The sequence below is a fragment of the Psychrobacter sp. CX18 genome (genome assembly GCF_057396215.1).
The window spans coordinates 135934-150301 of the sequence record NZ_JBXYJH010000008.1; the positions used below are offsets into that span (position 1 = coordinate 135934).

A 14368-nucleotide genomic window follows, 5' to 3' on the forward strand; every position below is an offset into this window, starting at 1 on the left:
TGACTGCGCCTCAACGCTTTTTGTTAAAAATTTATTGCTATAACCATAAGCGTATTTATACGTTACAATAGCTAAAGTTACCTATCCGCTAAGTTAATAAAAGGACGATGTATGCAATACCGCTCTAAAACCTCTACTTCTGGACGTAATATGGCTGGTGCTCGCGCGCTTTGGCGGGCAACTGGCATGACAGATGGGGATTTTGATAAACCCATCATTGCTATTGCTAACTCATTTACCCAGTTTGTGCCTGGTCACGTCCATCTAAAAGACATGGGGCAATTGGTTGCTCGTGAAATTGAAAAAGTTGGCGGTGTTGCTAAAGAGTTCAATACCATTGCAGTCGATGATGGGATTGCGATGGGTCACAGTGGTATGTTGTATTCACTACCCAGTCGTGACCTGATTGCAGACTCAGTAGAATATATGGTCAATGCCCACTGTGCCGATGCATTAGTCTGTATCTCAAACTGTGACAAAATCACACCAGGTATGTTAATGGCTGCTATGCGCCTTAATATTCCCGTTATTTTTGTCTCAGGTGGTCCGATGGAGGCCGGTAAAGTGCTGGCATCAGACCTTGCACCCAGTCATAACCTAGATGCACCCGTTAATGCCGACGGCAAGGAGATTCGTAAACTTGATTTAGTGGACGCCATGATTGACGCTGCTGATGACAATGTCAGTGATGCCGATGTCTTAGAAATCGAACGCTCAGCCTGTCCGACCTGCGGCTCTTGTTCAGGGATGTTCACTGCTAATTCAATGAACTGCTTAACCGAAGCTTTGGGTCTATCGTTACCAGGTAACGGCTCTTTGCTCGCTACACATGCTAAGCGTGAAGCACTGTTCCTTGAAGCCGGACGCCGAATTGTCGATTTGGCCAAACGTCGCTATGAGCAAGATGACGAGTCAGTATTGCCACGCTCCATTGCAACCAAAGCCGCATTTGAAAATGCCATGAGTCTCGATATTGCTATGGGCGGCTCTACCAATACTATTTTGCATTTATTAGCCGCAGCGCATGAGGCCGAGGTGGACTTCAAAATGGCAGATATCGATCAGCTAAGTCGCCGTGTGCCTTGCCTCTCAAAAGTAGCACCTGCGACTCAAAAATACCATATGGAAGATGTGCATCGCGCTGGCGGTGTGTTTGCCATTCTCGCCGAGCTAAACCGTGCTGGACTATTGACGACCGAGATTCCTACTGTACATGCAAAATCCCTGCAAGAAGCATTAGAGATGTGGGATGTTATGAATACGGACCATCCAAATCATCAGGCAACTCGTGATCTATATATCGCGGCGCCAGGAGGGGTGAGAACCACTCAAGCCTTTTCTCAAGATAAAGAGTGGTCGAATCTTGATCTTAACCGTGAGTCAGGCTGTATTCGATCTGTAGAACATGCCTACTCGACGGATGGAGGCCTTGCAGTATTGTTTGGCAATATCGCTGAGCGGGGCTGTGTTGTTAAGACTGCTGGCGTCGATGATAGTATCCTAACCTTTACAGGACGTGCCCGTGTTTTTGAATCTCAGGATGCCGCGGTTGAAAGTATCTTAGCGGATCAAATAGTAGCTGGTGACATTGTTATTATTCGTTATGAAGGGCCAAAAGGCGGGCCAGGAATGCAAGAGATGCTCTACCCGACTTCTTACTTGAAGTCTAAAGGCTTAGGAAAAGAATGTGCACTACTGACGGATGGTCGATTCTCAGGGGGTACTTCTGGGTTATCGATTGGTCATGCTAGCCCAGAAGCAGCTGAAGGAGGCGCCATTGGGTTAGTTGAAGAGGGCGATACCATTCACATTGATATCCCAAATCGTAGTATCAACCTTGATATATCTGATGAAGAGCTTTACATCCGACGTGCCGAAATGGAGAAGCGTGGCAGTAAAGCATGGAAACCGGTAAGCCGAGATCGCCATGTTAGTGCGGCCTTACGTGCTTATGCTGCAATGACCACCAGTGCAGATACTGGCGCTGTTCGAGATGTTAGTCAAGTTGAGCGCTAATTAGTTAACGTTCGCATTGAATTTATTAAATGAATTCAAATCAATAGACTATGTGTTCTATTTGAACATTCAATGTTAAAAAGCTAGCTTCGGCTGGCTTTTTAATGTCGTTCTATTTAATAATATTCAATTCAGTTTCCTTGTATTGCAGTTTCCTTGTATATTAAAAAATTCTATTTTACTGCTTTCCTAGCTATTAACTTTTCGCGTACGAATTATCGTCCAAAGCTGAGGCTTTATTATATAGTCAGCCAACTACTAAACGGTTACAGTGTTAACCTCGTTAAGCCTACACTAGTAGTACTTGCACTCGGTTGTCTTATAAACATTTTAGACTTTTTTGACTTTTTTGACTTTTTTGACTTTTTTGACTTTTTTGACTTTTTTGACTTTTTTGACTTTTTTGACTTTTTTGACTTTTTTGACTTTTTTGACTTTTTTGACTTTTTAGATTTTAAATAGACAAACTGAGTAAGCATTTGAAAGTAAATCAAAATTTACTAAATTATAACGTTTAATAAATCTTACTTACCTAAATTTTATTTTAAATTTTTTAAAACTACGGCATTATCTCTGTTTTGTAATATCCAATTTGTAATAGCTAAACGATTCGTTGATGTCTTAATTTTTGCATTTAACTAAGTGTTCATACTCTTTAACTTGTGCTATGTGCAGTCTTAATTATTCATACCTATTCTAAAATTACTATATTCTGAAAGACAAACAATACTATTTCTGACAATTAATATAACGTAGAAGATAAACCCAACTATCGGATAAGTTATTTTAAAAATGGGATAACTGCCACTTCATTGAAGAAACACCCTAGCCTATGATTGAAAACTACAACCAACTTTTATTAGTCAGTGGCATCGCATTTGCTCTTGGAGCGTTTGCGCCATTTATACTTAAGCGAGTACCTGTGTCATTACCGATGTTACAGGTGAGTTTTGGTTTGATTATGGGCTATTTTTGGACCTCTCTTGAGTTTTTGAGCCCTATAGAAAACGGCACCGTTGTTGAGAAGTTGTGTGAGCTGGTTGTTCTGGTCTCATTGGTAGGGGCTGGTATTAAGATTGATACCCCATTTAAATACAAGTATTGGCGACCGACCCTACGACTGTTACTCGTTACGATGCCTATTTGCATTGCTGTTATGGCCGCACTTGGGTACTACGTATTTGGTTTTAGTCTTGCCGTTTGTATTTTGCTTGGGGCAGCCCTAGCTCCTACAGACCCTGTCCTAGCGTCCAGTATTCAAGTTGGACCCCCTAATACCGGCTCTGAGGATAAACCTCGTTTTGCACTGACGTCAGAAGCAGGATTAAACGACGGATTGGCCTTCCCTTTTGTATATTTAGCTATTGTTCTTGCCGAACACTTTGGTAAGGCTAACGGCTTTACATGGGGTCTTATATTTGAGTGGTTCTCTTTTTATGTCCTTTGGAAAATAGTTGCTGCACTTGCAGTTGGTTTTATTATTGGTAAGTTGATGGCTAAGCTAGTCTTTGCAGAAAACATAAAAAATACTACCATATCGCAGGGCTACGTCGTCATATCTTTAACGTTGCTGTCTTATGGAATGGCTGAATTCATTCATGCTTATGGTTTTATATCTGTATTTATAGCAGCGTGTGCCTTTAGACGTAGTGAGCTTGGACACAAGTATCATACCGAATTACATGACTTCTCTGAGCAGTCTGAAGGGCTACTGATGTCTCTAGTATTGGTGTTTTTTGGGATTGTGTTAGGACAGGCGGTCAGTTCGGGTATCGAACTTAAGTGGCAAGTTTATGCGGTTAGTTTATTATTCTTATTTGTGGTACGACCCCTTTCAGGCTGGATAGGATTAAGTGGACTAAAGTTACCTAATAAAGAACGTTTTATTATCTCAAGCTTAGGTATTAAAGGTATTGGTTCATTTTATTACTTAGCTTACGCCCTCAATAAGGATGTATTTAGCTTAGATGATGCTACAGATCTCTGGTTAATTACGGGCATTATTATTGTGATATCTATTTTTATACATGGGATAGTCGCACCATTTCTCATTGATCAGACAAAATCTGAGTAATGGGATCATGTCTGTCTTTAAAAATGTCTAATTGAAAGCAACATTGATAGCAACTATGAATCGATTTTGTTATCAGCCATCTCTAGTATGGCTTCAGTAATAGCAAACTGACGCATATCGGTACTCATGGTTACATCATAATTATGAACATACGCCACAGCGAGATCTCTATCCGTATCACACCAGGCAACCGAACCATTGTATCCCATATGACCAAAGGCATTATTCATATTTGACAGGTCTTGACATATGCTAAAAATACGATGATAGCCTAAACGCCAGAGCATGCTATTTGGATTTGCCGCTGGCATGATAGCATCACTACCCTCGACGTATATTTTTGAAAGCTCATCAAATACTTCTGGGCTGATTAACTGTCTTTGATTCCACATACCTTTATTGGCTAGCATAGCGTACATTCTAGCCAAAGCATCTGCTGTCGCCACATTATTTGCAGCCGGTATTTTAGACATGAGTGACTTGGCGGTATAATAATTAAAGGAGGAACGACCTTGCGGTAGAAGCGCATCTTTGAAGTCATGCAAATCAATATTTCTCATATCAAAATATAGATTAACGATATCTAAAGTTTTAAGTAAGTTATCAGAGTTATCCTTTGTTTTGACAATGTGTTGCCAACACTGATAGCTCGGTAGAGATTTATATGACTCTAATACAGAGGGTGTCTCTACACGAAGTTTTGGTTTACGGTTTCTTTGATTAGACTCTGGCGACTCAGAATTAGCCTTAGCCTTTAAACCAATTAAACTATCGAAATGATCAAAATTCTTTGCAAGCGTGGCCACTTGACTTAGTTTGGATTCTGGCACACCAAAATATACATCTCCTTTGATATCAAGAGGCTCAGCTAAGTAGGTGTCTAAAGCCGCGTTTAAAGTCATACCCGTCGCTCTTTCAATTAGACCACCTAGGACCCATCCAGACACCAACGCACTATAAGCACTTTCCACCTTTTTATTAAACGGCTGCTGGGGCTGCATCTGCTCTACTCTATTAAGCATTAAAGCCCAGTTCGTCATATCATCAGCATTATCTGTAATAGCTTGAATATTAAATAGCCCTGAACGATGCGTTAATACGTCTCTTAGGGTAATATATTGTTTAGCTGAGGTAGCAAACTCAGGCCAATATTTAGCAATAGCGTCATCATAGGCTAATATTTTATTTGAAACCAAAATATGAATTAAGGTAACCAATACCCCTTTACCCGTTGAGAAGTTTAACGATAAGGTGTCTTTATCCCATTCTTCATAAGGTGTGGCATTACCAACATTTGCCGCAGCAATGCGCTTGCCTTTATGATAAACAACCAAAGACCCACCGGCTGGCGCATCGTCAAGTTGCAAGGTTTGCATTATTTGGGTTAATTTTGTTTGAAGGTTGTGCATATGGTCACTCATTCTGTATTAGGGTCTACTTGACTTGCAAAAGACAATTAGCACTGAATGCTAGCGAGGTACCAGTAAACGCATTCGCACTTCTTCTTCCAGGCTATCTAAGCCATGGTCTTTACCCCGTTGAATAGCAGTATCCAGCTTTCGCCCACGCAGCCAGCCTGCTCGTAAGGCCACACATGCACCAACGCGATTTCCAGTGCCACAATGGATTAAGGTCTTTTTCCCATGATACGCACGTAATGCTTTATCAAACTCCAATAAATTAATCTGCTTTAAATCCTCAGCACCACTGATGGGTATATGGGTGTAGACAATTCCTTGAGCCTCAACAGCTGCTTTCTCATCAAACGTTAATTCTGACTCGGGCTGAAGATTGATAATGTGTTGTATTCCAACTTCTGCCGCTTTAACTACCATTTCTGGGTTAAGGCGTCCTGTAACCACTGTATTGGCATCTGGAAATCTAGCCCCTTCGAAAGCAGTTGCTAATGCCGCCTCAAGAGACTGGGGTTGATTGCTGTTATGCTCAATATTTTGGCTTTTATTATCGGTTGCAGTCGTAGTATTAGGTGTCTTCACCTGAACTTCATTCAGCGTACTGCTATGATTATTTTCTGCCATTATGGCTCCTTAATAGACTTAATAGCTTAACAAAACATATCCAGTTGATGACTTATATAGCCAAGTTAAAAACTTGATAGCGTAGAGTACTGCGATATTTAAAAGATACAGTTACTTAAGCCGAGACTAATACTCGGCTTAAGTAACTAATATTAAATTAATAAAAACGAGAACGTGTAGCGCTCACTAAGACTATAGTTTTTTGATAGTGCCTGCTAAATGCGGTTTATCATTTTTTGCACTATATAAATCAAACTCAACTAACTTAGAGGCATCCAGTTGGTTTAAATTTTCACCAATCAATTCAACTTCTGATGGCAGTAATATAGGCAACTTAAAGGCGACATCTACGGTGTATGCATCAGGTAAATCCATCAAACTTAAGCACTTGGCTTTAGACCACATTCCATGAGCGATGGCTCTAGGAAAGCCGAATGCTTTGGCAGTGAGAAGATGGATATGAATGAGGTTAAAGTCGCCTGATATCCTTGCATAGCGACGACCGATATCCTCTGGAACTGCAAATATACTGTGTAAATCGTCCTTTTGAGCCTCTGGCTTTTGATTGACGGTTTTAGGCTTGCTTGATTGGGTAGCTTTATCCGTTTTTTGGCGTGAAAGGTAGGTCGAGGTTCCCTCCCATACTAACTCTTCACCACTGTAAACCTTAGTCACAAAATCAAACTGTTTACCTTTATCATGATCACGAAGATTATCAAAGCTAACACTCATGTCAAACGTTTCAGTATCTGCAATACGGCGATGCTGAGTTACTGAATTTTCAACATGAACCAACCCTAACATCGCGAACGGAAAGTCCTCATCAACCATCATGTTCATTTGCAAGGATTGTGATAATACGGCAAAGTAGGTAGGCGGCACTTGTCCATTATCCGCAAACCCACAAATTCGACGATAGTCTTGTAGATTTGCTTTGTCGATCTTAAGTTCACTCACCCGATACGTAGCATCAGGTAAGGTTGATTTTTTTGCTTTTGCACCAGATTTTGACTTCTTACCTTTATTACCAATAATAGGGAGTAGAGACTTGATAACTTTGGGGTAGGTCTTTTTTGCTTCTGGCAAACGTTTAAATTCACGGGCTGAAGTTGTCATTTTTATTCCTTTATTAAAGTTATATTTAGCTTAAATTTGAGGACACGTTTAAAAGCTAATCTGTAAATCATACTCTTCAATGACAAAAAGAGCCATCGATGTGATGGCTCTTAATTGTAGGTGGTTGTAGTATCCGTAGTCTATGCCGGCTTTTTACTAGCTAGCTATGTATAACAGCTTATATACCAGCTATATAAAAAGCTTTCCATAAACTAAGTTAAGCGAATGCACCACGTCTACTCTTTAACAATTAAGCACCTAGTAAGCTTTGACCACAAACTCGTACGATGTTTCCATTAACACCGCCAGTGGCTGGAGACGCTAACCAAGCTGCAGTTTCCGCAACGTCGACCGGTAATCCGCCTTGACTCATTGAGTTCATACGGCGACCGGCTTCACGAATCGCCAATGGAATAGCAGCTGTCATTTGAGTTTCGATAAAACCAGGCGCTACTGCATTGATAGTAATACCTCTACCCTCGCCTTTAAGTTTCTTAGCAGTTGCTTGTACCAGACCTATGACACCTGCTTTAGAGGTTGCATAGTTTGTTTGACCCATATTACCTGCAATACCTGATATTGATGATACACAGACAATTCTTCCATTGTCATTTAGTACATTATGATCATCGAGATAATCGTTAATCATTGCAATACTTTGCAAGTTAATATTGATGACCATATCCCACTGTTTTTCATCCATCTTAGCCAATGTCTTATCGCGGGTTACCCCTGCATTATGTACGATGACATCTAGACCGTTTCGTTTTGCAGCAGCTTCTGCGATTTTTTCACCAGCGTCATCAGCGGTAATATCGACGGCTAATGTAGATCCCCCAATTTCGCCCGCTACTTTTTGCAAATCAGCTTGTTGCTGAGGAATATCGAGACAAATAACATGCGCACCATCACGTGCAAATACACGCGCCATTGATTCACCGATACCACGACTTGCACCGGTGACTAATACTGTCTTGCCGGCAAAAGGTTTTGACCAATCGATATCAACGTTAGTACCCGCGCTAACACGTACTACTTGACCCGATACATAAGCGGAACGAGCCGACATAAAGAAGCGAAGTGTAGAATCTAACTGTGCTTCTTCACCTTCACTAACATAGATAAGCTGTGCTGTGATACCTTTTTTGAATTCTTTACCGACTGATTTAACAAAACCTTCTAAAGATCGCTGCGATAACGTTTTACCGATGCGATCACATTCTTCAGGGGGACGTCCAATCACGATTACGCGACCAGACTTCTCCACTTGACGCGCCACAGGATGAAAAAACTCATACATCTCTTTAAGATCAGGCGCATGGGCAATATTACTAGCATCAAAAATTAAAACTTTATAATTTTCAGAATGACCCTCACTGTCTTTTGCTTCTAGGCCAGCATCCGTTAATGATGCTTTATGAGCATCAGAGCCGCTGGCATATACCTCAGCATGTAAGTCATTAAGTGTCGTTGCGATAGCATCACTAATGCTGCTATCCTGACCTGATGCTGAGCCAAACAGCACACTTCCACGTACAACCTTCTCTCCCGCTTCAAATCGATCTAACTTAACAGGTAAAGGTAGTCCTAAGTTTTTAGCAACTTTTTTTCCAAGGGGTGATTGGACAAACTCTCCATAACGATCTGACATAAAATCTCCTAATAGTTAATTGGTTAGAATTCAGGGTGGGTGAACGAAAATTAAGCCTTCTACCTTCTTATTAAACCTTCTAGAAGTATAAAAACTTCTTTATAATTCGATAAAAAACGGAGTCATAATCGATTCTAATTTAGTTTATTGTTTCATTTACAGTATTGATGGTGCCAATAAACACTAGTTTCAATTTAAATGCGTTAAATAGCGTCAAATATAACGACTCATCAGTTCATTTATTGCTTTTATTGTTTTTAAGCTTGTTTAGGAATTGACTATATAAACTACTCCTAAATTTATTTCAAATAGTCTATAAGATTATTGCCTTATATCAATGCCGACAATTTGGAATAGCCATTTAAATATAATTAATAACTCACTCTCAACTCTCAACGTAGCCTGTGGCTTTAATCCAGAATTTTTGATTAAAGGTCTTGATTTGCTGGGCTAAAAGCACCAGCCTACATTCCTACATTGAATTTCAATAAGTTGAGAACAGGTTTAAACATTCTCTTTTTCTAATGCTATATTTTGCGAAACATTTATATCATAAGTGAGCATGATATAGGATTGTCAATTATTAATGATATGATAAAATTAAACAGAAGGTTATGAATGTTCTTTTTAATGATAACATTATATTATTATAGAACAACTTTTGGCATATTGCTTGACCTACAATATTAAAAAGTAACGATGTTAAAAGTAACAGTGTTAAAAGTATCAATACTCAGTTACCATTGTTAAAATAGATTTTACCCTATATATTTAGTAGGGTTTTGAGTGAATATACTAGTTAAGCTTAAGATAGTTATATTGAACATACTTATTGCTGCTAAATAGCTAAAAAGCAGACAGTTATTCAACAATTATTTTATTTAACCTTTAGAAGTTTTGACTGCCCACTGCAGTAGACTGATAAAAACCTTCCATATTTCAAAGGATATAGATTTAATGAGCAACTCTAATAAAACAAATACCAATAAATCTGCCGAAACTTCTTCAACAGTAACATCAACTGTAGTTAGCAAACGTGGTGAGGCGTTACTTGAAGAAAATACGTCTCAATCAAACAATAACGATGCGGCTGTAGACTTTTCAAAACTTCAAGAGGATGTGGTTGATTCTCCTAAGTCAGAAGCGGATGCCGTCATCAGTGAAGATAAAGCCCGTAAACAAAAAATTCTTCAAGAAGCAAAGGCACAAGCAGAACAAGATGATAATCTTACGGCTACTGACGATCAGCCTAAAGCTAAAGATGAGTCAGAAACTGAAGTAAAAACTAAATCAGCAAATAGCGACAAAGCAGACTCATCTACTGATACCCAAGAGTCTTCCCCTAAAAGTTCTGAATCTACTCAATCAGACTCATCTTCTAAAGAAAATGCGTCTCAGTCTGCCAGTTCAACTCAGAAAGACACCCCTGCTAAGCCTTCTGCTTCAAATACAGAAGACTCATCTGGTGACAATAAAAAAACTGAATCATCACATTCTAACGACAATATTGCCTCTACCAATACTAAGGATAAATCTATGTCAAAATCATCTAACGAGTCAAAACTACCACGCCGTGTTGCAATCTTAGGGGGCAATCGTATCCCATTTGCACGCTCTAATGGTTCTTACTCAGATGCCAGTAATATTGATATGCTTAGTGCCGCCTTAAATGGTTTAGTAGAGCGTTATGAACTTCAAGGTGAAAGAGTTGGGGAGATCGTCGCTGGTGCAGTATTGAAACTTAGCCGTGACCTGAACTTGACTCGTGAATCAGCATTAAACACTGCACTTGATACTCATACACCTGCATACGATGTGTCACAAGCGTGTGGTACTGGCTTGCAAGCAACCTTTGCAGCATCTAACAAAATCGCATTGGGTATTATTGATTCCGCGATTACCGGTGGTGTTGATACGACTTCCGATGCGCCGCTTGCTGTTGGTGATGGCCTACGTAAAGCCCTTATTAAACTTGGCGCTGCAAGAAATAATAAGCAACGCTTAAGCGCATTAACCAGCATTAATCCAAAAGACCTTATCGAAGCGCCTCAAAACGGTGAACCTCGTACTGGATTATCCATGGGTGAGCATCAAGCGATTACCGCTTTAGAGTGGAACATTAGTCGTGAAGCACAAGATGAATTGGCGGTTAAGAGTCATCACAACCTTGCACGTGCTTATGAAGAAGGCTTTTTTGATGACCTAATTACGCCTTATAAAGGTTTAACTCGTGATAATAACTTACGCCCTGATACTTCATTAGAAAAGCTGGCCTCTTTAAAGCCTGTGTTTGGTAAGCGTAATGCGAATCCTACGATGACGGCAGCCAACTCTACCCCACTTACTGACGGTGCGTCATGCGTACTATTAGGTACGGATGAGTGGGCAGAAGCACATGGTCTAAAACCATTGGCCTATATCACTCATCAAGAAACTGCCGCTATAGACTTCGTTGGCAAAAGTGGTCCTAAAGAAGGCTTATTGATGGCGCCAGCTTATGCTGTACCTCGTATGCTTGAGCGTGCCGGCTTAACCCTTCAGGACTTTGACTTCTATGAGATTCATGAAGCCTTCGCCTCTCAAGTATTATCTACTCTTGCTGCTTGGGAAGATGAGACTTTCTGTAAAGAGCGTTTAGGTCTTGATGCTCCATTAGGCTCTATAGATCGTGACAAATTAAACGTTAATGGTTCTTCGTTAGCCGCAGGTCATCCTTTTGCCGCCACCGGTGGTCGTATCTTAGCTACGGCTGCTAAACTACTTGATCAAAAAGGATCTGGCCGTGCCTTAATCTCTATTTGTGCCGCTGGCGGTCAAGGTGTAACCTGTATCGTAGAAAAATAGGCATTTTTTATACTTTCTAAGATAGTACTGTTATTAGAAATAGTTAATGTTTCTAATACAAGTTACTAAGAATAAAAAAAGAGTCCAATTGGGCTCTTTTTTTTAGTTTAAAGGCTTTGATTTGCTAGGCTAAAAGCACCAGCCTACAATGAGTTTTAATAAGTTGAGAACGAGTTATAGGTTATTAAATGGCTGATATTAAAGTATAAGAATCTTAAATTAAATTATAAAGCCGCTAATATAGACATTAGCTGATCGAACACCATTTTATCTTGTACATTTTGCTGAATAGCCAATTTATTATCTTCTATCGCCGACATAACGATTTGAATATCGTCTACTTTAAGTTTAGAAATTGAGTCATACTTTTCTAGTCCAATATCTTGTTGCAATGGCTGAATACCGACACTTTGACGACTAAAATCCATTAGCATAAACTCTGATAGCTTCAAAAAGTCATCCAACGATAACGTTTTTTGCCAATAATCACTGGCAGCGATACTGCTTCGTTTACCCGCCCGTAGCGCCAACCAAGCTTTGATCCAAGTATCACGATACTGATACCACTCACTACTTAGCATATCAAGTGCTGCCAAAGGCGCGCCATTGGAAAGCTTTAATGCTTGTTCAATGTTAGCAGCTAAGTCCTCTCTATCCCTAAATTCAATTCTTGAATCAATGCGAGTGTCTGATGTAATAACGTTACTTAAATAGCCAATGACTTCCTCACGATTTATGCGATCTAGAGTCACTTGCTGTACTCGACTCTTAATAGTGGGTAGCAGTTTAGCGGGCATATCGGATATCAGCAGTAGGTGAATACCATCACGCGGCTCTTCAAGCGTTTTCAGTAAGGCATTAGCAGCTGCCACGGTCATCGTATCTGCATTATCAATGACGCACACTCTTCTACCAGTACTGCCCTGGCTTATAAAAGGTTGCAGCTCTCGTATATCATCAACTTTGATTGACGTTTTCGGGGTTTCTTTGGAATTTTTCTTAGCAGGTTTACTTTTAGTCGGTTTTTTCTTGGAATGAGCATTTTTTGAGCCTTGAGGCGTGTCCTCAGTAGACTGCATAGGCAAACTAGATTGGGGGAGAACTTTAAGATCAGGATGAGTTCCTGAAGATAACCATAGACAGCTTTGGCAGTGACCACAAGCACCTTGCTGGGCAGTTAGTTGATGCTCTTGCTGAGTATGTTGTTGGGCTCCTTGTAATGTAGTGTGTTCTGTAACACTTTGACTGTTCACATTTAAAGACTGCTCTCGATTATCGCAAAGTAGCCACGCCACAAATCGCCAGACAAACGCGCGCTTACCGATACCTTGCATTCCTGCAAATAAAAGTCCATGTGGCAAACGATCATAGCGCTTTAACAGATCATTCCATGATGTTTGCTGCCAAGGTAATACAGGGGCGAAGTATACTCCTACATGATTATCTAATTCCTGATTCATATTTTCTCTACTGCCCAGCCTGTTCAGATATTCAAATTTATTATTCGATATTAATGTTTTTAAAGCCCTATTAAGCCCTATTAAGCATAACACTCTGGGTCACTCAACACCCTAAAATAATGCCTATTAAGGTTAAACTATAACAACTCGCTAATAGGAAGTGCGTTCAATCGATCTAAATCTTGTTGTAGATCGACACCGGGTGGTAATCGTAGCGCCGCTTTGGCTATTGCAATCTTACCCCCATTTTCCAATACTCTTAACTGCTCAAGACTTTCAAGACGTTCCAAAACTCCTGGTGACCAGCGAACAAAGTTTTGTAATAATTTCACCCGGTAGGCATATATTCCCAGATGTCGATAAGCATTTTTAGGCAAACCTAAATGGTTATCTTGTTCGCTACTCTGGCTTTGTTCAAGTTCACTTTCATGAGTTTCTTGAGAGTTTATTGTTGTCATTGCCATAGCTTGGTCGCGGTCGCATGGAATTGGAGCACGACTAAAGTATAAAGCATGTTGCTGATTATCTGTCACTACCTTGACGACTGAAAGTCTTATAAACTCCTCATAGTCTGCAATAGGCTCATATAAGGTTGACATCACACAGTCAGGTTTTTCGACTAATAAATCATGGACTTGTTGTAGTAGTTGCGGGGGAACGAGTGGCTCATCGCCTTGCATATTGACTACTATATCAGACTCACCCCAGCCTTTAATCTGAGCGACTTCACTTAAGCGATCAGTACCTGACGCATGACTGGCATCTGTCATGACTACTTCATAGCCTGCTTCCCTGCATACTGTTGCAATTCTATCATCATCGGTTGCTATACACATGTCATCAGCAAACATCGCTTGGCTTGCCTTTTCTGCCACCCAAAGTATCATAGGCTTGCCATGAATAGGTAATAAAGGCTTCCCGGGTAAACGGCTACTTTGATAGCGTGCGGGAATGACGATATGTACTTTAGCATTTGAAGATTGAGCGTTTAAAGATTTAGTATTTGGTGACATAGTATTTGGTGACATAGTATTTGGTGACATAGTGTTTGGTGACATAGTATTTGGTGACTTATTTTATGTTATTTATTTTCTTGCGATTTATTTTGGTGAGCGTTCATTGATTTTTGATATAGTAAAAGAAGTCTAAAATGGTTACAAGGCAACCG

At 40.1% G+C, this 14368-nt stretch carries 9 protein-coding genes; 3 read left to right on the plus strand and 6 right to left on the minus strand.

Going from position 1 to position 14368, the window contains the following annotated elements; translation table 11 throughout:
• Positions 1–111 precede the first annotated feature (111 nt).
• Positions 112–2016, plus strand: coding sequence for a dihydroxy-acid dehydratase (gene ilvD / locus AC2SLT_RS08045; RefSeq protein ID WP_486547139.1), 1905 nt, complete (start codon positions 112–114; stop codon positions 2014–2016).
• Positions 2017–2848: 832 nt separating this feature from the next.
• The gene (locus AC2SLT_RS08050) at positions 2849–4090 is read left to right on the plus strand and encodes a cation:proton antiporter (protein WP_486547140.1); all 1242 of its coding nucleotides are present in this window, start codon (positions 2849–2851) and stop codon (positions 4088–4090) included.
• Positions 4091–4143: 53 nt separating this feature from the next.
• On the opposite strand, the gene AC2SLT_RS08055 is transcribed toward AC2SLT_RS08050, so the two are convergent.
• The 4 genes from AC2SLT_RS08055 to AC2SLT_RS08070 all read right to left on the minus strand — a co-directional run bounded on the left by AC2SLT_RS08055 (position 4144) and on the right by AC2SLT_RS08070 (position 8896).
• A complete protein-coding gene (locus tag AC2SLT_RS08055) occupies positions 4144–5499 on the minus strand; it encodes a serine hydrolase domain-containing protein (protein ID WP_486547141.1) in 1356 nt (451 codons plus the stop codon).
• Positions 5500–5559: 60 nt separating this feature from the next.
• The gene (locus AC2SLT_RS08060) at positions 5560–6129 is read right to left on the minus strand and encodes a protein tyrosine phosphatase family protein (protein ID WP_486547142.1); all 570 of its coding nucleotides are present in this window, start codon (positions 6127–6129) and stop codon (positions 5560–5562) included.
• A gap of 192 nt (positions 6130–6321) precedes the next feature.
• On the minus strand, positions 6322–7245 hold the full coding sequence (locus tag AC2SLT_RS08065; protein ID WP_486547143.1) for a MaoC family dehydratase: 924 nt from the start codon (positions 7243–7245) through the stop codon (positions 6322–6324).
• Between the two features lie 250 nt (positions 7246–7495).
• A complete protein-coding gene (locus tag AC2SLT_RS08070; RefSeq protein ID WP_486547144.1) occupies positions 7496–8896 on the minus strand; it encodes a 3-oxoacyl-ACP reductase in 1401 nt (466 codons plus the stop codon).
• A gap of 957 nt (positions 8897–9853) precedes the next feature.
• Between AC2SLT_RS08070 and AC2SLT_RS08075 the strand changes: the two genes are divergently transcribed.
• Positions 9854–11740: an acetyl-CoA C-acetyltransferase gene (locus AC2SLT_RS08075; protein ID WP_486547145.1), complete on the plus strand. Its 1887-nt coding sequence runs from the start codon at positions 9854–9856 to the stop codon at positions 11738–11740.
• A 224-nt stretch (positions 11741–11964) separates the two neighbouring features.
• On the opposite strand, the gene AC2SLT_RS08080 is transcribed toward AC2SLT_RS08075, so the two are convergent.
• Both AC2SLT_RS08080 and kdsB read right to left on the minus strand, forming a co-directional pair.
• A complete protein-coding gene (locus tag AC2SLT_RS08080) occupies positions 11965–13200 on the minus strand; it encodes a DNA polymerase III subunit delta' (RefSeq protein ID WP_486547146.1) in 1236 nt (411 codons plus the stop codon).
• Positions 13201–13337: 137 nt separating this feature from the next.
• Positions 13338–14213 carry a 3-deoxy-manno-octulosonate cytidylyltransferase gene (gene kdsB, locus AC2SLT_RS08085; protein ID WP_486547244.1) on the minus strand — a complete coding sequence of 292 codons (876 nt, stop codon included), beginning with the start codon at positions 14211–14213 and terminating at the stop codon, positions 13338–13340.
• Between the last annotated feature and the right edge of the window lie 155 nt (positions 14214–14368).